16 protein-coding genes and 1 tRNA gene are annotated in these 23,295 nt (G+C 60.6%); 10 read left to right on the forward strand and 7 right to left on the reverse strand.

All coding sequences use genetic code 11. The annotated features are described in order from the left end of the window. Positions 1 to 149 precede the first annotated feature (149 nt). The 7 genes from GXB78_RS04680 to GXB78_RS04710 all read left to right on the forward strand — a co-directional run bounded on the left by GXB78_RS04680 (position 150) and on the right by GXB78_RS04710 (position 10,245). Positions 150 to 1,853 carry an amidase gene (locus GXB78_RS04680; protein WP_329514515.1) on the forward strand — a complete coding sequence of 568 codons (1,704 nt, stop codon included), beginning with the start codon at positions 150 to 152 and terminating at the stop codon, positions 1,851 to 1,853. Positions 1,854 to 2,144: 291 nt separating this feature from the next. Next, the gene (locus GXB78_RS04685; RefSeq protein ID WP_329514516.1) at positions 2,145 to 3,440 is read left to right on the forward strand and encodes an OprD family porin; all 1,296 of its coding nucleotides are present in this window, start codon (positions 2,145 to 2,147) and stop codon (positions 3,438 to 3,440) included. Between the two features lie 278 nt (positions 3,441 to 3,718). After that, positions 3,719 to 3,994 (forward strand): DUF3077 domain-containing protein, encoded by a 276-nt coding sequence (locus GXB78_RS04690; protein ID WP_329514517.1) that lies wholly within the window; start codon positions 3,719 to 3,721, stop codon positions 3,992 to 3,994. Further along, positions 3,991 to 4,257, forward strand: coding sequence for a short-chain dehydrogenase (locus tag GXB78_RS04695; protein ID WP_329514518.1), 267 nt, complete (start codon positions 3,991 to 3,993; stop codon positions 4,255 to 4,257). The genes GXB78_RS04690 and GXB78_RS04695 overlap by 4 nt, the downstream gene beginning before the upstream one ends. 429 nt (positions 4,258 to 4,686) lie before the next feature. Continuing rightward, on the forward strand, positions 4,687 to 6,690 hold the full coding sequence (locus tag GXB78_RS04700; protein WP_329514519.1) for an Ig-like domain-containing protein: 2,004 nt from the start codon (positions 4,687 to 4,689) through the stop codon (positions 6,688 to 6,690). 574 nt (positions 6,691 to 7,264) lie between these two features. Beyond that, positions 7,265 to 7,624, forward strand: a complete 360-nt coding sequence (locus tag GXB78_RS04705) for a DUF6124 family protein (RefSeq protein WP_042610027.1) — start codon at positions 7,265 to 7,267, stop codon at positions 7,622 to 7,624. A gap of 347 nt (positions 7,625 to 7,971) precedes the next feature. After that, the gene (locus tag GXB78_RS04710; protein ID WP_329514520.1) at positions 7,972 to 10,245 is read left to right on the forward strand and encodes a hypothetical protein; all 2,274 of its coding nucleotides are present in this window, start codon (positions 7,972 to 7,974) and stop codon (positions 10,243 to 10,245) included. 162 nt (positions 10,246 to 10,407) lie between these two features. Here the strand turns inward: GXB78_RS04710 and GXB78_RS04715 are convergent. The 7 genes from GXB78_RS04715 to fdnG form a co-directional block, all read right to left on the reverse strand. Further along, positions 10,408 to 10,503: transfer RNA gene (locus GXB78_RS04715), tRNA-Sec, on the reverse strand. A gap of 5 nt (positions 10,504 to 10,508) precedes the next feature. Beyond that, complete coding sequence (selB, locus tag GXB78_RS04720) at positions 10,509 to 12,425, reverse strand: selenocysteine-specific translation elongation factor (RefSeq protein ID WP_329514583.1); 1,917 nt, start codon at positions 12,423 to 12,425, stop codon at positions 10,509 to 10,511. Next, complete coding sequence (selA, locus tag GXB78_RS04725) at positions 12,422 to 13,834, reverse strand: L-seryl-tRNA(Sec) selenium transferase (protein WP_329514521.1); 1,413 nt, start codon at positions 13,832 to 13,834, stop codon at positions 12,422 to 12,424. The genes selB and selA overlap by 4 nt, the downstream gene beginning before the upstream one ends. A gap of 561 nt (positions 13,835 to 14,395) precedes the next feature. Continuing rightward, complete coding sequence (gene fdhE / locus GXB78_RS04730; RefSeq protein WP_329514522.1) at positions 14,396 to 15,322, reverse strand: formate dehydrogenase accessory protein FdhE; 927 nt, start codon at positions 15,320 to 15,322, stop codon at positions 14,396 to 14,398. Between the two features lie 3 nt (positions 15,323 to 15,325). Beyond that, positions 15,326 to 15,991, reverse strand: coding sequence for a formate dehydrogenase subunit gamma (locus GXB78_RS04735; RefSeq protein ID WP_329514523.1), 666 nt, complete (start codon positions 15,989 to 15,991; stop codon positions 15,326 to 15,328). Further along, a complete protein-coding gene (gene fdxH / locus GXB78_RS04740; RefSeq protein ID WP_329514524.1) occupies positions 15,988 to 16,923 on the reverse strand; it encodes a formate dehydrogenase subunit beta in 936 nt (311 codons plus the stop codon). The genes GXB78_RS04735 and fdxH overlap by 4 nt, the downstream gene beginning before the upstream one ends. 14 nt (positions 16,924 to 16,937) lie before the next feature. Next, entirely contained in the window at positions 16,938 to 20,003 is a 3,066-nt protein-coding gene (gene fdnG / locus GXB78_RS04745; protein WP_329514525.1) for a formate dehydrogenase-N subunit alpha, read from the reverse strand. Between the two features lie 319 nt (positions 20,004 to 20,322). Between fdnG and GXB78_RS04750 the strand changes: the two genes are divergently transcribed. The 3 genes from GXB78_RS04750 (at position 20,323) to GXB78_RS04760 (ending at position 23,262) form a co-directional block, all read left to right on the forward strand. Further along, the gene (locus GXB78_RS04750; RefSeq protein ID WP_329514526.1) at positions 20,323 to 21,477 is read left to right on the forward strand and encodes a MalY/PatB family protein; all 1,155 of its coding nucleotides are present in this window, start codon (positions 20,323 to 20,325) and stop codon (positions 21,475 to 21,477) included. A 228-nt stretch (positions 21,478 to 21,705) separates the two neighbouring features. Then, a complete protein-coding gene (locus tag GXB78_RS04755) occupies positions 21,706 to 22,563 on the forward strand; it encodes a glucose 1-dehydrogenase (protein WP_016774822.1) in 858 nt (285 codons plus the stop codon). Positions 22,564 to 22,650: 87 nt separating this feature from the next. Then, on the forward strand, positions 22,651 to 23,262 hold the full coding sequence (locus GXB78_RS04760; RefSeq protein ID WP_329514527.1) for a Yip1 family protein: 612 nt from the start codon (positions 22,651 to 22,653) through the stop codon (positions 23,260 to 23,262). Positions 23,263 to 23,295: the final 33 nt, after the last annotated feature.

The following is a 23,295-nucleotide window of genomic DNA, read 5'->3' on the forward strand; positions in this document are numbered from 1 at the left end:
GATGGAGGTCGGCGAATTGACGCAGAGATTACTCAGGCCGCCGCATGGTGTTAAATAGGCGCCAGTCCCGACCTTGTCGCTTCAAGCCGTGCCACGAGAATCGCTATGAATACCTCTGCCCAGAACACTCATGCTCAACCGGTGACCCAATGATCGAAGTCACCGAAGTCTCCATCGCCCAACTGCGCGCCGCCCTCGAATCCGGCCAGACCACTGCCGTGGAGCTGGTGCAGGCCTATCTGGCGCGCATCGATGCCTACGACGGCGCCGACACGCCGACGGCACTCAACGCCGTGGTCGTGCGCAACCCGCAAGCGCTGAACGAAGCCCGCGCCTCCGACGCCCGCCGCGCCAACGGTGAAACCCTCGGCCCGCTCGATGGCATCCCCTACACCGCCAAGGACAGTTATCTGGTCAAAGGCCTGACCGCCGCCTCGGGCAGCCCGGCGTTTGCCGATCTGGTTGCCCATCGCGACGCCTTCACCATCGAACGCCTGCGCGCTGCCGGGGCGATCTGCCTGGGCAAGACCAACATGCCGCCGATGGCCAATGGCGGCATGCAACGCGGCGTATATGGTCGCGCTGAAAGCCCGTACAACGCCGCTTACCTCACCGCACCGTTCGCCTCCGGCTCGTCCAACGGCGCCGGCACCGCGACCGCTGCGAGTTTTGCTGCGTTCGGCCTGGCTGAGGAGACCTGGTCCAGCGGCCGTGGCCCTGCGTCAAACAACGGCCTGTGCGCCTACACCCCGTCGCGCGGGGTGATTTCGGTGCGCGGCAACTGGCCGTTGACCCCGACCATGGACGTCGTCGTGCCGTTCGCGCGGACCATGGCCGACCTGCTCGAAGTGCTCGATGTGGTTGTCGCCGAAGACCCGGACACCCGTGGCGACCTGTGGCGCCTGCAACCATGGGTGCCGATCCCCCGTGTCAGCGAAGTGCGCCCGGCGGCGTACAGCGAACTGGCCGCCGACGCCAAAGCGCTGGCCGGCAAACGCTTCGCCATCCCGCGCATGTACATCAATGCCGACCCCGACGCCGGCACCAGCGAAGCCCCCGGCATCGGCGGCCCGACAGGTCAGCGCATCAACACCCGCGCATCGGTGATCGACCTCTGGAAGCAGGCGCGCGAGGCCCTGGAAGCCGCCGGCGCCGAAGTTATCGAAACCGACTTCCCGCTGGTCTCCAACTGCGAAGGCGACCGCCCCGGCGCGCCAACCGTGTTCACCCGTGGGCTGGTGTCGAAAGAGTTTCTGCACCATGAACTGTGGGATCTGACGGCCTGGGCGTTCGACGATTTCCTGCAGGCCAACGGCGACCCGAAGCTCAATCGTCTGGTTGACGTCGACGGGCCGAAGATATTCCCACACGACCCGGGCACCCTGCCCAACCGCGAAGGCGATCTGGCCGCCGGCATGGACGAATACGTGCGCATGGCCGAACGCGGCATCACGCCGTGGAATGAAATCCCTACCGTGCCAGATGGCCTGCGCGGTCTCGAGCAGACGCGACGCATTGACCTCGAAGACTGGATGGACAGCCTCGGCCTCGACGCCGTGCTGTTCCCGACCGTCGCCGACGTCGGCCCGGCCGATGCTGATGTGAACCCGGCCTCGGCCGACATCGCCTGGAGCAACGGCGTCTGGGTGGCCAACGGCAACCTCGCGATCCGCCACCTCGGCGTGCCGACGGTCACCGTGCCGATGGGCGTGATGGCCGATATCGGCATGCCGGTCGGCCTGACTTTCGCCGGCCGCGCCTACGACGACTCGAACCTGCTGCGCTTTGCCGCCGCGTTTGAATCCACCGGCAACAGACGCCAGATCCCACCGCGGACACCGCCGCTGGCGTAATGCGCCGTGTCAGCTCCCACACACCCTGTGGGAGCTGGCTTGCCAGCGATGGCGGCCTGACAGCCGCCACAGTTCCATCTGACCACCCCGACTCAAATTGTGGGAGCGAGCCTGCTCGCGAGAGCGCTGTGTCAGCCAGCATTTTCGTGAAGTGACACTCCGCTTTCGCGAGCAGGCTCGCTCCCACACGGCTTACTTGTGTGAAGGCTGCCAACTCAGCACATCAACCCAATCCTCTCTGCTCCCAATCTTCGATCATCAGCGCCATCCAAATCGCCACCGGCCCTGACCATGATCAACCGCGCCCCCTCCCGCCTCACCCTGCTCGCCATGCTCTGCGGTCTGACCGGCACCGCCCACGCCAGCGCCTTTTTCGACGACGCCAAAAGCGACGTGCTGCTGCGCAACTTCTACCTCAGCAACGACTATCGCTCGCCTACACCCTCCGGAAAAAACTACAAACAGGAGTGGGCACAAGGCTTTATCGGTAAGTTCTCATCCGGTTTCACCGACGGCACGATCGGCTTCGGCATCGACGCCCACGCCTTCGCCGGCCTGAAACTCGACGGTGGCAAAGGGCATTCGGGCACGGGTCTGCTTCCGGTCGACAGCGACGGCCGCAGCGAAAACGACTATTCCAGCGCGGGCGGTGCGCTCAAATTGACAGCTTCGCGCACCACCCTCGCCTTCGGCGAAATGACCGTAGAAACCCCGGTCTTCGATACCTCCGACAAACGCCTGCAACCGGAATACGCCACAGGCTTTTTGCTCAACAGCGCCGAGTTCGACAACGTCAATCTGGTCGCCGGACACTTCACTGCCTTCAAGAACCAGGACAGCTCCTCCGGCAAAGGCGACTTCTACGGTTATGGCGCCAACACCGAAGCGGGTGGCATCAGCTTCGTCGGTGCCGATCTGTTCAGCTCCAGCCCCATCGGCGGCGCACTTTACGCCTCGGAACTGAGCGACACCTGGCACCAGTACTACGGCAACCTGCACTTCAAACAGTCCGGCGTGCTGCTCGACGCCAACCTCTACCACACCCGCGACACCGGCCGCGCCCTGGCCGGCGAGATCGATAACACCGCGTTCAGCCTCTCCGGCAAATACACCTTCGGCGCGCACGCGGTGATGCTCGGCTGGCAACGGATCAATGGCGACACGCCATTCGATTTCGTCGGAGGCGACTCGATCTACCTCGCCAACTCGATCAAATACGCCGACTTCAACGGGGCCAACGAACGCTCCTGGCAAGCCCGTTACGACCTCGACCTCGGCGCCTTCGGCATCCCCGGCCTGAACTTCATGACTCGCTACGTCAGCGGCAGCCACATCGACGGCACCCACGCCCCCGAGGGTGGCGCCTACAACCCGTTCGACGCCGACAGCGGCGACTATCAACCGCAACAAGGCAGCGGCGGCAAACACTGGGAACGCGATATCGACCTGAAATACATCGTCCAGTCCGGCGCCGCGAAGGATTTGTCGGTGCAGCTGTCGCACGTCACCCACCGCGCCAACGAAGCGCAGGCTGGCGATGACATTGACCGGATTTACGTGGTCATCCAGTACCCGCTGGGTTTCTGAATGGCCCGCTCATCACGACTTGAAACGCAACCCCTGTAGGAGCGAGCCTGCTCGCGATAGCGGTGTATCAGTCAGCACCAATCTTTCTGCAAGGACGCCATCGCGAGCAGGCTCACTCCTACAAAGGGACGAGGCAAATTCGCAAGATTTGTGGCGGTTGACGGGTTTGGCCTCACTCCCTATCCTCGCGCCCTGTCACGACTCATTCGTGACCGGGTTTGACGGCTCGGCAATCCTCAAGGTGTGCATTGTTTTCCAAATGTCTAAGGAGCTGCGTCATGACCGATCCAACCACAAAGTCCAAACCCCGCGACCAAACCACTCACCACCCTTTCACCGTCCGCCCCGACATCCCCCTCCTCGACGCCCTCGAACACGCGGCCGTCTACATCAACTGCACCGAATCCCTCGCCCACCAGGCCCCCACCACCATCCGCCCGGAACACAGCAGCTCACTGCGCTGGGCCAGCCAGCAGATGCTCGCCAACGCCCGCGCCCTGATTCACGCCTCCATCGCCGGTCAGCACGCCGCTAATGCCAGAGGTGACGCATGACTTCGCACATTTCCATGACCCACAACGAAACCAGCATTCCGGTGCTACTGGTCTCCACCGAAGCCCCCCTCGACGTCCTGCACAGCAGCGCAGCCAGCCGCTTCCTCGCTGTCACGCAAATGATGGAAAGCCTCGCCAGCCTCGATATTTCCTCGGCCAAAGGCGCCGACGTGCAACAACTCGCCCACGCCGCGGCGATGTTGCTGCGCGATGGCTGTGATGTGATGGATGTGCTCGGGCGGCAGATTCGTTTGCGGGTCTGACGCACACAAGATCAAAAGATCGCAGCCTTCGGCAGCTCCTACAAATCGGTGTAGGAGCTGCCGAAGGCTGCGATCTTTTGATTTAAGGTATGAGGGTTAATGCTCCGCAATCATCAAGCCAATCAAATTCAGAATGTTGAAGGTCCTGGAATTGCAAACTCGACTGCAGGACTGACCTCCCCTGCAAACCCTAAATGCCGAAACACAAACCCTGTGGGAGCGAGCCTGCTCGCGAAAGCGTTGGCTCAGTCACTGAACTGTCAACTGACGGACGCGTTCGCTTGCAGGCAGCTACATGAATTTTGCACTCACAGCCCCTTACCGTCCGTCGCAAAACCACGCATACCTGTCAGAGTTGACAGGTGACGGTCTGACCGATCTCGCATTAGATGCAGCAAGAGCGTTCCTATATCACGCAAGGAGAATGCGATGAGCCGCATCCGTAATTTCGTTGAACCGTTTGCCCTGTCTCTCCCGAGTCTGCGCGAGATGATCAAGCTGGATCCCGCAATGCCAGACGTTCACGGTGGCGTCTCCATCGCCGATGCCAATCAGGACGGTGGGTTACGGGTCCTCATGTTGGCGTACTTGGGGCAGGCCGTGGACGATACGCTTACTGTGTATGTGAACGGCATAAAAGGGCCTAACACCACCATTGTTGAAGGCAAGGAAAATGTTGATACGCCCGTGCAGCTCCCTGGAGGATCACTGCAAAAAGGCCTTAACCGCATCAAAATTCACACTGAGCGCCCCTCCGGTAATATTCAATTTACTCCAGAACTGGTGCTCTACCATCGCACCTCTCCACCCGGTGATTCACCACCGGTAATGAAGCTCACCGTCAGCCACAAGGTCATCAACCAGGCGGAAGCTGACAAGTTCAAGGTGACTGTCACCTACGCCAACCTGCAGTGGTATGACCGGATTGTTGTGTCTTGCAATGGTGTGCATCACATATATCAGCTCACACCCAGCAGTGTGTCGCCCCTGCCTCCCGTGCCCGAAAGTGTTGTGATCGACATCCCGAAAGACAAGCTGATCGACGGTGGCAACGATAAAACCTTCGAAATCAAATATCGCGTTGTCGACTACCTGACCAACGAGTCCGGCCCTCCAACCTGGTCCGATGCCGTGTTCGTGGAAGTGGATCTGGACAAGATCCCTCTCGATCCACCCACACTCGTTAACGCCGTCTCCCCAATCGACGTGCTGGCAAGTGAAGGCGGCGTGAGGGTACGGGCCGAGTTCAAAGCCGCTTTGGAAAACGATAAGGCGACGCTGAAGATTGTCGATGGCGTGCCGGGATCATCATTTCCGCAAGTGGCATTCAACACCAACCAACGCGCCAATTTCACATTCAGCGTGGCGTTCCTGCTCGCTCATCAAGGCAAGGCAATCCAGGTGTCGTGGGTATTGATTCGAAATGGCGTGCCCAGCGGCGAATCACCTCCTCTGGAGGTGGTCATCGACAAAATCGCGGTGGACGACCCGCGCTTGCCGACCCCAAATATTGCGGGGGAAATGGGGCAACAGCTCAATGTTCCGGAACTACCGAATGATGCGCGGGTGCTCTCGGAAAAAGTTCCACTGATGCAACAGACCCACCCGGTCTGGGTTGATTTTGAAGGTGTCGACGCGGATGGGAACCCGGTAACCAACGAAATCTCGTCAGGCGGGCGCAGTGAACTGGCCGACAGGATTTCGTTACTGGCGCAAGTCGAATGGCTGAAAAAACTGAAAGATGCAAGCCCGTTGAGAGTGGTTTGTGCGATCAATCTTGATGGGATCAGGAACAAGACGGATGCAGTACCGCTTCGGGTGCGCACTTATACGGTCAGCGTAGCCCCAGCACTGGAGATCGATACAACGCCAATGTTGCTAGATGGAGTCAAGTTGACACAGGAATATGGATGGGCAACGAAAGAGGTAATAGATAACGTTAAGCTTCGAGAAGCTTCAGGCGGTGTTCCGCCTTACATTTACTCATCTTCTGACGACTCGACTGCAAGCGTGGCTGAAAATGGCAATGTCACGGGTTTAAAAAATGGCTTCGCGACCATATCCGTGAAGGACAGCACTGGCACAGCACTGAACTATTCGGTTCAAGTAAGTAACGTGTACAAAGTCAAAGCCGACAATCGCCTAATGGCAGTGCCGGAGGCAGTGAGCTGGATCAGGAGTCAAGGTGGTGAGTCTTACGACAATTTTTTTATTCCTCCAACAGTAAAAGCCATTCCGTTCAACTTCGTCGATCTTCAGACAGTTTTACTTCCAATCCCTGACTCCATCCCTAACGGGTTTTTTAGATGGTTTGGACGAGGACAAGACACCTCTGGTGCTTATGCAGTCTTTAACTCTGCATCCGGTGCTTTTTACCAAGGCATGGGCCGAAGCTATGTACGGATGGCCCCAATTGCTTTTATCAAAACTTAAACAGGTGCATCAGCGCCTTCTGCTCGCTATTCAATGTCTGCTGGACAACGTGGACGCCCCCATTCATCTCAGCGGTAAATCGGAGTTTGGATAATCCATATTTGCCGCTGTGATGAAGAAAGGCCGAGGCATTCGCTGTTCACTACTGCCTCGCGGGCAGGCTCGCTCCCTCGGTTGACCGTATTCCAAATGTGGGAGCGAGCCTGCTCGCGAAGAGGCCTTCGAATACGGCACATTTTTTCGATTTAAACGAAGCTGTTTAAAAGACACCTGCCGATACGGTCTCAAGGCTACAAATTCTTGCGCCATTGCCTACAGCTACGCCAGAATCCGCCGGCTTGTGCGCCTTGGGGGCCGGTTCTATTGTGGTGCGGTCGCTGAATGTTCAGTGATCGGGTTTAGCAGCCCGGCAAATTTCAAGGCACGCGAGTACTGCCATTACGTTATGGCGGCTTTGCGTGGGGCACTTCGGTGCGCCGGGATCCTTGAGCCTGGTCTGCTAACCCGCGTAAAGCCGCCACCCTCTTCGTTTAGCAGCGAAGGCTGTCGGCTCCATTTCTCAAGGAGCTTTACCATGATCAAACCCACACCCAACCCACCCGAAACCGACCCCACCTCCCCCTACGAATCCCTCGATTCAAAAAAGCTCCACCAAGCCGCCGACCGCGCCCTCGACCACTACCTCTGCCCACCCGGCTCCACCCCCCCGCCCTTCAGCCCTCGCGCCATGTACGCCGTCACCGCCGACACCAAAAACGAAGACCTGCTGGCCAACGCCTGCGAAACCCTCGCCTCGGCCAAAACCATCGCCCAGGAATTCGCCGGGCTGGTCAAGCCATCGCAGCGAAGGACGCTGATGGGGATTGCGCAATTGATCATGCTCGGAGAATTGGCGGTGAATCGGGTGCTGGATAATCTGGAATTGCCGCAGTAACTGTTCTCGCGACAGACTCTGAGTAAGGCGCCGGCAGTGCCGACGCCTTCGCGGGCAAGCCCGCTCCCACAGGGATTTCTGTCAATCACAAGGCTTCGTTCACGCCGCCAAACTTTGTGGGAGCGAGCCTGCTCGCGAATACGGTGGGTCAGTCACTGAGATATCGCCTGAAAAACCGCATTCGCGAGCAGGCTCGCTCCCACACGAAATGCATCCGCAGCAACCTACCATTCGTCGCAAAACCACCCTCCACTGTCAGATCTGACAGTAGCCAATTTCCCCCACCCGGTATCTGATATCTCCAACCCGGCCAGCGCTCTCTGGTCGCCTCATCAGGAAGGTGTGCCATGGAAAAGACGCAACCCGATAACGCTGTCATGACGCTGTACCCCGTGCATATCCCTCGTGGCACCGAGAACGTGATCACTGACCCGCCAGCAGAACCACCGGTAGTCGCGTACGGGTTGCCGTTGGCCGTATTCACGGAAATCACGCGCGGTAAAACCACGGCCGCTGGTGTTCAGGTGGTGGTCGATCCGCCGTTTAACGTTGGTCAGTACGACACTATCAGCCTCTTCATCAACGATGTGCCGAGCGGCGTTCCCCGGGATGTCGATGACGAGCGAATGGTCTTCAACGTCTTCCAGAGCGAATTTGTCGACGGCGTCAACAACGTCATCCACTACGTTCTGAAACCGATCAGTGGCAATGACAGCAAATCCATCGAGGCGTGGGCGCGTTACAACGACACGTTGCCCGGCGGCAACAACGTACCCGGCACCGGCGATCATCCGGCGCTGCTGATCAGCCTGCCCGAAGGGCTCGGCAACCCGGCGGTGATTGACAAGGACGAGGCCGCCAAAGGCGTGCTGCTGACATTCAACTATCCCTATTGCCGAGCCTACGATCTCGTGACTTTCGAGATCAATCGCCAGCGTTTCACCCACAAGGTGACGCCGGAAGAAGCCGGCAAGGCTTTCTCGGTGATGATCGCTCCCGCCATGTTTCAGCAGATCGGCAGCCTCGACAAATGCCCGTTCTCCTACACGGTGGTCGACCAACTGCTCAACAGCACTCACCAACGCCGCTGGTCCAAGGCCATTTTTGCCAACATTGACCTTGAGCGAAACTTCCTGCCCCAGCCGATCCTGCGTGAAGATCCGGACGATGACATGGACGATCCAGCGATTGTGGACCTCGACAAACTCGACGGCCGGCCGCTACTTATCGTCATTGTTCCCACCGCCCCTGATTTTCAAAAGGGCGACACGGTGAAGGGGTTTTATCGGTTGGACGAAGCGGCCGAGAAGCCGACCCAACCAGGCGTGATCACCGACAAGTTCGGGGCGCTGCAACCGTGCATTCTGGAGATACCCAACGATCAGCTCACCTCCGGCGCGCGCCTGCTGGTGCGATTTGAGCAGGAACGCCCGTCGGGTACGGTGATTGGTCATTCCAGAACGGCCGAGGCCGAGGTCATCGGCCAAGCTGCGCCGGATCTGGTAGCGCCGATAATCAAACAGGCGCCAGGCAACAGCCTGGATCCTTTTGCGGCGAAAGATGAGCTGACCGCTTTGGTCTTTGATCCTTCCATTCAGGTCGACGACATAATCGTCGTGACCTGGACCGGCGCCCCGGGCACTCCTGCCGATGGCTCCTATACCTCGCCGCCTCACGTGGTCAAAGTGCTTGGGACGCAGCAGATTGCGCTGGACAACAAGGTGCTTGCGCACAATTTTGGTCAGACTTCAACCGTGAAATACCGCAAGACCACAGGGTCCGACACCCGCGGCTCGCTGCCGCTGACACTGAGCGTCCAGGACATTGCGGACGGAGATCCCCGGTTGCCTACGCCGACGATTGATCGGGTGACGGGCGATGTGCTTGATCCTGCGAATTTGTTGCCGACGGATCAGACCAGGACGACGGCTTGGGCGTTGATTGCCTTGGGGCAAAAGCTTTCGCTGACTTATAAGGAAACCAAGCGGGATGGCAGTACGGGAATTGTTGTAGAGGCTTATAAGGGGAAAGAGGTAACGGCGGAGGACTTGGGTGGAATACGCCATCCAGTGCCATTGGACAAGTTGCTGATGCTGGAAGAAGACTCGACACTTGAGATTGAGGTGAAAGTTTCTTTTGATAAGACTGAAAGTGGGTGCAGATCGTTGCCAAAGAAAGTTTATACGATTGAGAAGCCATATGATGATTTGACTACATTCACCAACTACGAAACAAACGACTGGAAAATAATTAATGCAGTAGGCTCAATAATTAAGCAAGACAATGAATACTTTGCCCAATCAATCTCTGGCGGTGGCGCACACCTGTTACACCTGCTTAAATCTTATCAACATTTACAAAGTGGAAGGTCGTGCACACTTAGCTTTGATCACCGCAATGCTACTAAACATTACTTCCTATTAAGGATGATGGCCGAGAACTCCATTACTGAAATAAACATCGGCTATACAATATTACCCCCCACCAGCACATGGAAGAGCTTTAATATAAAGTTTTACTTAGGACTGCCAGAAACCAACTTATTTTCTATTGTACTCATTGCCTGTCAAGGTGACTCTGCTATCGCTTTAGACAACATTCGCTTAACAAGCACCAACTAAAATCAACCCACAAACATTTGAACAAGGAAGCTTTCCAGAAGACAATAATGACTTCTCATGTATCTGTTCTGAAGAAACCTCGAACGGAACCTCATCAATGAAAGCGAAGCTGTTAGATTGAAAAGCGACATGTCCAAAAAGTCTGGAGGAGCTTTACGGAGCTGGCGGAAGACAGCCGGAGTCGAACCTGCCCGGGAACGGATGCCGTCCCCAACCGGGTTTGAAGCCCGGCCGCGCCACCGGGCGCGATTGTCTTCCTGAACTCAGGGTGCGCAGGCGTTGGCCAGCGCGTTGTCGGGGCGGATCTGGCGGGATTCGCCGAGGCGGCGGGTCAGGCCGAGTCGGTCGAAATATTCCAGATACTGAATACAGCGTTTGCGTCCCAAGCCTAGCGCATCACGGAAAGTTGTCACCTCAATCGCTGGATTTTCTTCGGCGAGTTTCAGCAGCAGCGCCGCCATTTGCCGGAGGACGATGTCGCTGATAAACAGGTCGCGCACTACCTGGTGCATCAGGCCCAGACGTGCGAGTTTGCGCAGCAGCAGGCGGACGCAGGCGTCGTCTTCGCCGAGCATTTTCGCCGCGTCGCGTACCCACGGTGGGTCGAAGCCGGCCTGTTCGAACAACGGCTGTAATTGCTGCCAGAGGATTTCGTCGTCGGCGTTCAGGCGCACTTGATGATCGGGCAGGTGCAGCCACGGGCCACTGGCGAGGATCGAGCCGGCGTTGAGCAATTCGTCGAGCAGGCTGATGAAGGTCGAGCGTTCCAGTGCCAGCGCGCTGAAGCGTCGCAGGCGATCGCGGTCGGGGCCCATCTGGTCGGGTTCCTGTTCGTGGAATCGCGCCAGTTGTTCAAGCAGGGTGAATTTCAACTGGCCCCAGCGCTGGACGTTGAACAGCAGCGGGCCTTGGCGGGTGTCGATCAGGCGGATGTTGTCTGCCAGCGTCCACTGCGCGCGCGGGCGGTTGAACTGGCGTTCGAGGCGCTGCGGGTCGAGGCCGCCGGGGCTGTGGTTGAGCAGTGCCGGCAGGGCCTGTTCGAGGCTGACGCTGAGGGCCATGGTTTGCAGTTGCGCGAGGCGTTCCGGGCTGCGGCGCTGGCGGGCCGGGGCGAACGGGTCGAGGACGGTGCCGCCGCCGAGGGTGCGCTGGGCGCTGGAGTCGCGCAGGATCAGTCGATCGCCCTTCACTGCGTGCACCGGCGCGTTGATCAGCAGTTGCGCGAACATGCGCTCGCCGGGGCCCAGGCGCGGGCCCTGCAACAAGGCGACGCGGGCGATGACGTCCTGGGTGCCGAGGTGCAGATGCACCGGGTGGAAGTGTTCGAAGGTGCGCTCGCCGGGCAACAGCTGAAAGTCGATGTCGATGCGCTGCGTCGGCGCATGCAGCCAGTCCGCCAGCAGCCATTGGCCACGGTGGATCTGCGCCAGTTCCAGACGCTCGCCGCTGAGGTTCAGCGCGACGCGTTGGCCGGCAAAGGCTTGTTCGGCAGCCTGATTTTGCGCGTGCAGGCCCCGGATGCGCAGCGATTTGCCGGCAGGCGCCAGAAGCAGTTTGTCGCCCACCGCAACCGTGCCCGACAACGCCGTGCCCGTGACCACAATCCCCGCGCCAGCCACGCTGAACGCACGGTCGATCGCCAGACGAAACCCGCCCTCACAACTGCGCGCTTGCACCTCGTTCTGCGTTTGCAACAACGCCGCGCGCAACTCATCAACGCCCTGCCCGCTCACGCTCGACACCGTAAACATCGGCGCCTCGGCAAACGGCCCGGCTGCGAGCAGGTCGAGCACCTGGCGCTGCACCTCTTCCACCCTGCCCGTTCCGGCACGGTCGCATTTTGTGATCGCCACCAGCGCGCGGGGAATCCCGAGCAGTTCGACGATCGCCAAATGTTCGCGGGTCTGCGGCATCACGCCGTCGTCCGCTGCGACCACCAGCAACACCAAGTCGATGCCTTGCGCGCCGGCGAGCATGTTGTGGGTGAATTTCTCGTGACCCGGCACGTCGATGAACCCGGTCAGGCCGGCGCCCGGTGCGAGTTCGGCATAGAGATAACCGAGGTCGATGGTCATGCCGCGTTCGCGCTCCTGCGGGCGGCGGTCGCCGGTTTGCCCGGTCAGCGCCTGCAACAGCGAGGTCTTGCCATGGTCGATGTGCCCCGCCGTGCCGACGATCACGAATCGACCTGCAATTGCGCCAGCTGCGCCAGCCACGCCGGCTCATCGTCGAGCTGGCGCAGATCCAGCCACAGCGCATCGTCGGCGATCCGCCCGAGGACCGGGATCGGCAAACCGCGCAACGCCGCTTCGAGATTGAGCAGATAGCGCCCGCGCCAACGCTTGGACACCTGCGGGCGACAACACAGCGCTGCACTCGGCAGACGCGCCACCGGTTGGCTGCCGCTGCCGATCATGCCCAAGGCCTCGACCGCGCTGACCTGCCAAGCTGATCCCAGGATTTCGGCCAGCAAGGGCTGCAAGCGTAAAGCCTGAGCGAAGATGTCGGCTTGCGGACGGGTCAACAGCCGCAGACTCGGCAGACGTTCAGCGAGGCGATCAGGATCGCGATACAACCCGAGCACCGCTTCCAGCGCGGCCAAGGTCAACTTGTCGACCCGCAGCGCGCGCTTCAATGGATTCTTCTTGATCTTCGCGATCAGCTCTTTGCGCCCGACAATCAACCCGGCCTGTGGCCCGCCGAGTAATTTGTCGCCGCTGAAGGTGACGATGTCGGCGCCATCAAGCAAGGCCTGACGCACGGTCGGTTCCGCCGGCAAACCCCAGCGGGTCAGGTCGAGCAGGCTGCCACTGCCCAGATCCTCCAGCAACGGCAAGCCATGGGCGTTCGCCAATGCGGCCAATTCAGCGGTGGGCACCCGCGCGGTGAAACCTTCGATGCTGTAGTTGCTGGCATGCACGCGCATGATCAAACCGCTACGCGGACCAATTGCCGCTTGGTAATCACGGGCATGGGTGCGGTTGGTGGTGCCGACTTCGTGCAGGCGCACGCCGGCGCGGGCCATGATGTCGGGAATGCGGAAGGCGCCGCCGATCTCGATCAGCTCGCCACGGGAAATGATGCCTTCCTTGCGCGCGCCGAGACTGTTCAGCGTTAACAACACGGCGGCGGCATTGTTGTTGACCACGGTGACGGCTTCGGCGCCGGTGAGTTCGCGGATCAGGCCTTCGATCAGATCGTCACGATCACCGCGCTTGCCGCTGACCAGATCGAACTCGAGATTGAGCGGATAGCGTGCAGCCATTTGCACCGCTTCGATGGCTTCTTCGGGCAGCAAGGCGCGACCGAGATTGGTGTGCAGCACCGTGCCGGTCAAGTTGAACACCCGGCGCACCTGACTGCGCTGCTGTTGCGCCAAGCGTTCGCCGACGCGGCCGGCAAGGACTTCGGGGCCGATTTCAACGGCAGACAATTGCCCGCTCAACACGCCGGGGCGCAGCTCATCGAGCAGCTGACGCAGGCCAGTCAGCAAAGAATCCCGGCCGTAACGCTCGGCCAACGGCGCGCACGCCGGGTGACGCAACAAGCCATCAATGGACGGCAACCGCAGGGCAACGCTGGAAGACATCAACCACTCCTGATTCGACTGAAACAGCCCCTTCGGGAACAAGCTCCCTCCCCCAAGGGTTTCAGAAGTGTAGACGCCCTGCCGGAGCTAGCTTGCTCGCGAAAGCGGTGTGTCAGTCAGTGTGGATGTGGCTGACCTGACGCCTTCGCGAGCAGGCTCGCTCCCACAGAGAAATCCAGGGCTGATCGGGCTTTGTGATTCGGCACAAAAACCTGTGGGAGCTGGCTTGCCAGCGATTGCGGTGGGTCAGTCAAAGAAGGCGGTGAATGTGCCGACTGAATCGCTGGCAAGCCAGCTCCCACAGGGATTGGGGGTGGAATGAACATTGTCGGTCACCGTCAATCCCACAGGGGATTTGTGGCTGACCGGGTTTTGTGGTCCGACACAACATCTGTGGGAGCTGGCTTGCCAGCGATTGCGGTGGGTCAGTCAGAGAGAGCGGTGGATGTGCCGACCGAATCGCTGGCAAGCCAGCTCCCACAGGGATTTGGGGTGGAATGAACATTGTTGGTCACCACAAAAACCTGTGGGAGCACACCCCCTTCCACAGTTTTGCTCTCGTCATTCGTCCCCCGGCGCCAGCAGCAGATTGGGCGCCAGACGCTGGTAACCATCCTGGGCCAGACGCATGTCCAGCAGCAGACTGCCGAGATCCGCCGATAACGCCTCGGCTTCGGCGTCATTTTCCAGGTAGAGCAATTTCAGGTAGCTGTTGCAGCTCGGGCAGACTTCGGCGCGCAGCGGCGCCTGCTCGGCGCTGTGCCGGTCGTCTTCCTGGCTCAGGTATTCGAGGCCCTTGCTCTGCTCGCAATACACGCACTTGACCCGCACCACGTGCCATTCGCAGGCACACAGCGAACACACCAGATAACGCAAACCGTTGTGCTTGCCGCGATGGCGGATGACCCCGGCCATGGCCGGTGAACCACAGGCCGGGCATTGGCTGAGGCTGTCGCCGGGTTTGAGTTGCAGCTGCGGCACGCTGAGCAACCAGTGGCTCCACGCGGTTTGCAGGGCTGCGCCGAGAAACGGCACCAGCGCCGCCGGCACCAGCGAATACTGACCGCTGACCAACGCCACCGCCCACGCGCGCAACTGGCCGGGACTGGCGGCACGCAGAGTGTCCAGCGCATCGATGACCGCAGGCTGATCGCCCGGCGCGTAGCGCTGCAGCAAGGCGTCGAGCCACGGCTGCCAGGCGTCTTCACGCACCAACATGTCCGCCGCGAATGGCGGCAGACCGTGCTGCTGACAAGTCTCGAAACGCTGCGCACCGAACGGTGCGGTCAGCGGCGGATCGTCAAAGACCTGCTGCTGCACCCGGCACAACCCGGCGATCAGCCGCAGATAATCCGCCAACCCATTGCCTTCGGCCAGACGCTCAAGGCGCTCGGCGCGCAGGGCAAACAGGTTACGCGGTGGCAGGTACAGAAACGGCGGCGAACTGGCCGCCGCCTCGATTTCCCCAGGTTCAAGAATGCTTGGCAAAAGTCAGCCCTTTTTCGTCAGCGGTCGCTCGGGCAGGTCCCGAGGCTGTTCGTCGCGGGTCACCTCGCGGTACCACAGTTCATGGTGTTTTCTCGCCCACGGCCGACTGACCCAGCCATGCAACATGGCGTCGACCGAACCCTTGATCCACAAACCGGCGTAGATGTGCACGATGATGCTCAGCACCAGCACGAACCCGGCCAGTGCATGCAACAGCATGGCCCAGCGGATCGTGGTGATGCCGAAATACGCGCTGAACCACGCGCGCCAGATCACCAGCCCGGTGAACAGCAACGCGAGCATGCACAGCAGTAAAGTCCAGAACAGCAGCTTTTGCCCGGCGTTGTATTTGCCCACCGGCGGCACGCTTTCTTCGTCGTTGACCATCACCCGGTTGATCCGCCGCAGCCACTGTCGGTCATTGGCGATGAAAAAATTGGTGCGCCAGAAGCTGAACACCAGGCCGAGGAACAGCACGAACATGGCGATGCCCATGTACGGGTGCAGGATCCGCGTCCAGGTGCCGCCGCCGAACAGGTTGCTCAGCCAGAACAGCGACGGATGAAACAGCGCCAGCCCGGACAGCCCGGCCATGAAGAACAGGATCGCCACCAGCCAATGATTGCTGCGCTGATTGGCGCTGTAACGCAGGATCGTCTTGTGGCTCATGGCCGCTCCTCCCCGCGTGGATCGAAGGTGTGCACCGCCGGATCGACCACGTGCACCGAGGTGTCGGGCGCTGGCGGAAGTTCATCCTCCTCGACACGATTCGGGCCGATGCGCACGTAATGGAAGAACCCGGCCAGCACCGCCGCGCCCATCGCCAACAGGCCGAGGGGTTTGCTGATGCCTTTCCACAGATCCACCAGCGGACTGATCGCCGGGTGATCCGGCAGGCCGGCGTAGATTTTTGGCGTGTCGGCGTGGTGCAACACGTACATCACATGGGTGCCGCCGACCCCGGCCGGGTCGTACAGACCGGCGTTTTCAAAACCACGGCTTTTCAGATCGACGATGCGCTCGGCGGCGTGCTCTTTCATGTCCTCCTTGGTGCCGAAAACGATCGCGCCAGTCGGGCAGGTTTTCACGCAGGCCGGTTCCAGCCCCACCGCCACGCGGTCGGAACACAAGGTGCATTTGTAGGCCTTGTGATCCTTCTGCGAAATGCGCGGAATGTTGAACGGGCAACCGGTGATGCAATAGCCGCACCCGATGCAGTGGTCCTGATCGAAATCGACGATGCCGTTGGCGTGCTGGATGATCGCGCCGGGGCTCGGGCACGCGGCCAGACAACCGGGCTCGGCGCAGTGCATGCAGCCGTCCTTGCGGATCAGCCATTCAAGGTTGCCGGCGTCGGTTTCGTGCTCGGTGAAGCGCATCAGCGTCCACGAGTCCGCCGTCAGGTCCTGCGGATTGTCGTAGGTGCCGTGGTTGTGACCGACCTCGTCGCGCAGCTCGTTCCATTCCGAGCAGGCGACCTGGCAAGCCTTGCAACCGATGCATTTGGTGGTGTCGATCAGCTTGGCAACGCCCTGCTGGGTCCTCACCGACGGCGGCACAGTGGTGGTGGCCGAGCGGGCAATGATGTCTTGGCTGGCCATTTAAAGATTCTCCATCAGAGCTTCTCCACGTTGACCAGGAATGACTTGGATTCCGGGGTCTGAGTGTTGCCATCGCCGAGGAACGGCACCAGGGTGTTGGTCAGGTAACCGTGACGCGTCAGGCCGGTGAACCCCCAGTGCAGCGGGATGCCGATCTGATGCACGACCTGACCGTTCACTTGCAGCGGCCGGATGCGTTTGGTCACCACCGCCACCGCTTCGATAAAGCCGCGTTTGCAACTGACCCGCACGCGATCACCGGCAGCGATGCCCTTCTCGTTCGCCAACACTTCGCCGATTTCGACGAACTGCTCGGGCTGGGCAATCGCGTTCAACTTGCAGTGCTTGCTCCAGAAGTGGAAATGCTCGGTAAGCCGGTAACTGGTGCCGGCGTACGGGAAGTCCTTGGCCTCGCCGAGGGTTTCCCAGACCGAATCGAAGATCCGCGCTGCCGGGTTGCTGGTGGCCTTCTTGTTCTGCGGGTGCAGCGGATTGATGCCGATCGGCGTTTCGAAGGGCTCATAGTGCTCGGGGAAAGGCCCTTCGTTCATCTTGTCGACAGCGAAAAATCGCGCCACGCCTTCGGGGTTCATGATGAACGGGTTCATCCCGGCTTCCGGCGGCACGTCGGCCTTGTAGTCCGGCACGTCGGTGCCGGTCCAGGTCTTGCCGTTCCACCACACCAAGCGCTTTTTCGGATCCCACGGTTTGCCCGCCGGGTCCGACGAGGCGCGGTTGTAGAGAATCCGCCGATTGGCCGGCCACGCCCATGCCCAGCCCTGATGCTGGTGCATGCCGAACGGGTCGGCGTTGTCGCGACGGGCCATCTGGTTACCGGCCTCGGTCCAGCTGCCGGCGAAGATCCAGCAACCGGATGCGGTGCTGCCGTCATCCTTGAGCAAGCCGAAACCGGCCAGTTGCGTGCCGGCCTTGACCGTGACGCCGCTGGCATCGGTGAAATCGCTGACCGCGGTGCCGTTGATTTCCCGCGCCAGTTCTTCCGGCGAAGGCTCGTCGGGGATCTTGTATGGCCACGACAGCTTGAGCAGCGGATCGGGAAACTTGCCGCCCTCGGTCTGATAACGCTGGCGCAGACGCAGGAACAGTTCGCTCATGATGCGAATGTCGGTCTGCGCTTCGCCGGGGCCATCGGCGCCTTTCCAGTGCCATTGCAGCCAGCGACTGCTGTTGACCAGCGAGCCGTCCTCTTCGGCAAAACAGGTGGTCGGCAGGCGAATGACTTCGGTCTGGATTTCCTCGGTTTTCACATCGTTGTACGGCCCGACGTTCTGCCAGAACTCCGAAGTCTCGGTGGCCAGCGGGTCCATCACCACCAGCCACTTGAGCTTGGCCAACGCGCCCATCACGCGGTTCTTGTCCGGCAATGCGGCGATCGGGTTGAAGCCCTGGCAGAAGTAGCCGTTGACCTTGCCCTGGCTCATCAGGTCGAACATTTTCAGCACGTCGTAGTTGGGGATGTCGAGCTTGGGCAAATGATCGAACAGCCAATTGTTTTCGGCGGTGGCGTTGGCGCCGTACCAGGATTTCATCAGGCTGACGTGGAATTTGCTGTAGTTCTGCCAGTACGAGAGCTGCCCCGGCCTGAGCGGAACCTGCGTGCGTTTGAAGATGAACTGGCCGTAATCCTGCTCACTGTCGCTGGCCAGAGTCAGGTAGCCGGGCAAGGCGTTGGACAACAGGCCGAGGTCGGTCAGGCCCTGAATGTTCGAGTGCCCGCGCAGCGCATTGACGCCGCCGCCGGGCATGCCGACGTTGCCCAGCAGCAATTGCACCATCGCCGCGCTGCGGATGATCTGCGCGCCGATCGAGTGCTGCGTCCAGCCGAGCGCATAGAGAATCGTCATGGTCTTGCCCGGTGTCGAGCAGGTGGCGATTTCCTCCCAGATTTTCTGCATCGCATCGACCGGCATGCCGCAGATCTGGCTCGCCAGGTCGATGTTGTAGCGGCTGTAATGCTGCTTCATCAACTGATAGACACAGCGCGGGTCTTGCAGGGTCGGGTCGACGCGGACGAAACCGTCCTCGGCGAACTCGTAGCCCCAGCCGGACTTGTCGGTGTAGCTGCGTTTTTCCGCGTCATAGCCACTGAACAGGCCGTCTTCGAAGCCATAGCCGGCTTTGACGATGAACGACACGTCGGTGTAGTTGCGCACGTATTCGTGCTGGATCTTGTCCTCGGTCAGCAGGTAATTGATCAGCCCGCCCATGAAGGCGATGTCGGTGCCGGTGCGGATCGGCGCGTAATAGTCGGCCACCGAAGCGGTCCGGGTAAAACGCGGATCGACCACGATCAGCCGCGCAGCGTTATGCGCCTTGGCCTCGGTCACCCATTTGAAGCCGCACGGATGCGCTTCTGCTGCGTTGCCGCCCATCACCAGGATCAGATTCGCATTGGCGATATCGGTCCAGGTATTGGTCATGGCACCACGGCCGTACGTCGGGGCAAGACTTGCCACCGTCGGGCCGTGTCAGACACGCGCCTGGTTATCGAACCCCAGCAGACCGAGGCTGCGAATCACCTTCTGGGTGATGTAGCCGGCTTCGTTGGATGCCGCCGATGCCGCGAGGAAACCGGTGGTCAGCCAGCGATTCACCGTTTGCCCGTTGGCATTTTTCTCGATGAAGTTGGCGTCGCGGTCGGCCTTCATCAGGTCGGCGATGCGATCGAGGGCTTCGTCCCAGCCGATGCGCGTCCATTCATTGCTGCCGGGCTTGCGCACTTGCGGGTACTGCAAGCGGCCGGGGCTGTGAATGAAGTCGAGCAGCCCCGCGCCTTTCGGGCACAGAGTGCCGCGATTGACCGGGTGGTCGGAATCGCCTTCGATGTGAATGATGTTTTGCGCCACGTTCTTGCCGGCATCGCCCTGGCTGTACATGATCAAGCCGCAACCGACCGAGCAATACGGGCAGGTGTTGCGGGTTTCACGGGTGTGGGCGAGCTTGAAGTGACGCACCTGCTCGGCGAAGGCCGCCGTCGGGGCCATGCCCAACGCGCCCAGGCTTGAGCCTGCAAGGCCGATACCGGCGACCTTGAAGAACTGACGACGGCTGAGATCCATCGTGCACTCCTGATCAGGTGGAACCCGGTACTTGCGCCGGGCTTTATCTGGACAATCACGGTTGCAGCGCGACGGCGCTGACCTTTTGACTGTAGACAAAGACCTTGGCGATTGTGTGAAAACCGACCGTCGGGTGTCTGGCCCGGATTTCCAGCCAGCACACAACCCCCCCTGTGGGAGCGAGCCTGCTCGCGAAAGCGGTGGGTCATTCAACTCGATGCTGCCTGACCCGACGTATTCGCGAGCAGGCTCGCTCCCACACAGATCGCGTTGCGCATAGAATGTCCGGCAGAACCAACCCGCCTTGACGAGACCGCGCATGACTTTCGATTTTGATCAGCAGTTCGACCGCCACCAAACCGGCAGCACCAAGTGGAGCCGCTACCCGGCCGATGTGTTGCCGATGTGGGTCGCTGACATGGATTTCGCCGCGCCGCCGGTGGTCATCGAAGCCTTGCAACAGCGCCTGCTGCACCCGCTGCTCGGTTACAGCGTGGCCCAGGACAACCTGCGTGAAGCCATCGTCGCTGACTTGTGGAACAAGTACGCATGGCGGGTCAAACCGCAGGAGCTGATTTTCCTGCCGGGCGTGGAATCGGGCTTCAACATGGCCCTCAAGGCTTTGGTCCAGGCGCAGCAGAATGTCGTTGTGCAGGTGCCGAACTACCCGCCGCTGCGCCACGCACCGGGGCATTGGGGTCTGAACAAGGTCGAGCTGGAATTCAACGCCCAGGCCGATGGCACTTACGCCACGCCGCTGGATGTTCTGCGTGAGTCGCTGATCGGCGGCGGCGCCCTGCTGTTGAGCAACCCGCACAACCCGATCGGCAAAGTCTTCGACCGCGAGGAATTGCAGGCCATCGCAGACATCTGCGCAGCGCAGGACGCGTGGATCATCTCCGACGAAATCCACGCCGAGCTGTGCTTCGACGGCCGCGTGCACATTCCCACCGCATCGCTGAGCCCGGAAATTTCCAAACGCACGATCACCCTGATGTCGGCCAGCAAGGCCTACAACATCGCCGGCCTCAAGACCTCGTTCATGATCATTCAGGACGCCGCCCTGCGCGAGCGCGTCAACCACGCGCGCTGCGGCATGGTCGACAGCGTCAACCCGCTGGGCATGGAAGCCACCCGTGTCGCCTACAGCGAAGCCGCGCCGTGGCTCGCCGAATTGAAAACCTATTTGCAGGCCAACCGCGACTGGCTGGTAGATGCCGTGCGCACCCGCCTGCCGGGCGTGACCATCAATGTGCCGCAGGGCACCTATCTGGCATGGCTCGATTGCACGGCGCTGGACCTGCCAGATCCGCAGCGGTTCTTCCTCGAACAGGGCAAGGTCGGGCTGAGTGCCGGACTTGATTTTGGCGACCAGCATCAGCAATTCGTGCGCCTTAACTTCGGCTGCCCGCGGGCGTTGCTTGAAGAAGGGATTGCGCGGATGGAGCGGGCTTTGATCAACCGCAATATCTGATTCGGGCCGAGATTTCCCTATATAAATGATCCCTGTGGGAGCGAGCCTGCTCGCGAAAGCGCAGTGTCAGTCGACACATTTATCGTCTGACAGACCGCTTTCGCGAGCAGGCTCGCTCCCACATTGATTTCGCATAGCCAATCAGAATCCAGCGCAAATCCGATCGAACTCAAGGCAAAGCCACCGGGTCAACCCGGAACACTGGCCTTGAAATCAGGAGACCCTGCGATGACTGACTATCCAAAACCACCCTTCCCGAAACAAGCCCAACCGGTGCCCGGCTCGCAACGCAAAATGGAACCGTATCCAGACTGCGGCGAGCAAAGCTACGTCGGTTCCGGCCGCCTGGCCGGCAAGATCGCGCTGATCACCGGCGCTGACAGCGGCATTGGTCGCGCGGTGGCGATTGCCTTCGCCCGTGAAGGCGCCGACGTCGCCGTGGCGTACTTGAATGAACACGAAGACGCCAAGGAAACCGCACGCTGGGTCGAACAGGCCGGGCGTCAGTGCATCCTGCTGCCGGGCGATATCGCCGAAAAAGCTCAGTGCCAGGCGCTGGTCGACAAGACCGTCGAGCGCTTCGGCCGCATCGACATACTGGTCAACAACGCCGCATTCCAGATGACCCACGAGAACTTCGAAGAAATCCCCGATGACGAATGGGTGATGACCTTCGACGTCAACATCACGGCCATGTTCAGGATCTGCCAGGCGGCGATCAAACACATGCGCCCCGGTTCGTCGATCATCAATACCAGCTCGGTCAACTCGGACATGCCCAAGCCGACCCTGCTGGCCTACGCCACCACCAAAGGCGCGATCGCCAACTTCACCGGCGGCCTGGCGCAGATGCTCGGGCCGAAGGAAATTCGCGTCAACAGCGTCGCCCCTGGCCCGATCTGGACGCCGCTGATCGTCTCGACCATGCCTGACGAAGAAGTGCAGAACTTCGGCGGCAGCACCCCGCTCGGCCGTCCGGGCCAACCGGTGGAAGTCGCACCGATTTACGTGCTGTTGGCCTCCGACGAAGCCAGCTACATCACCGGCCAGCGCTACGGCGTCACCGGCGGCAAACCGATGCTGTAACCGTGCAGCAGAAAAACTGAACCCGAGCGGCATGACATCCCTCCATACCTGTAAGCGCCTACGGGCCATCAGGAACAGGAGGTTGTCATGTCCGCCCCCCTCGTCAGACTCTTCACCCAACCCAACTTCGCCTGGACCGATATCCGCCGCGAAGAAGAAACCCATCCGCGCCACTACCTCGCTCATCTGCTGCTGCTCGCGTTGATTCCCGCCGTGTGCCTGTTCATCGGCACTACCTATGTCGGCTGGAGCCTCGCCGTGGGTGAAAACGTGCGCCTGAGCACGGCCAGCGCCTTGCAATTGAGCGTGTTGCTCTACGTGACGATTGTGGCCGGCGTGGCGATCATCGGCGGTTTCATTCGCTGGATGTCGCGTTCCTTCGATGCGCGGCCGACACTGAATCAATGCATCGGTTTCGCCGCTTACACGGTGACGCCGTTTTTCATTGCCGGGTTTGCCGGGCTGTACCCGAGCCGCTGGCTGGCGATTCTGGTGCTCGGCGCGGCGTCGATCTATTCAACGTTCCTGCTGTTCGTCGGCCTGCCGACGTTCATGCATGAGCGAAAGGAACAAGGCCTGTTGTACTCGGCGTGCGTGTGGGGCGTTGGCCTGCTGGTGCTGGTGACCATGCTGGTGTCGATGATCCTGCTGTGGTTCAACGTGCTCATCCCCGAGTACCTGCGCACGACCGTGAGCTGACCCGGTGCGCCTGTCCTTGAAAATTCATTGCAG

The organism is Pseudomonas moraviensis subsp. stanleyae (genome assembly GCF_036283065.1).
GTDB classification, from domain to species: Bacteria; Pseudomonadota; Gammaproteobacteria; order Pseudomonadales; family Pseudomonadaceae; genus Aquipseudomonas; species Aquipseudomonas stanleyae.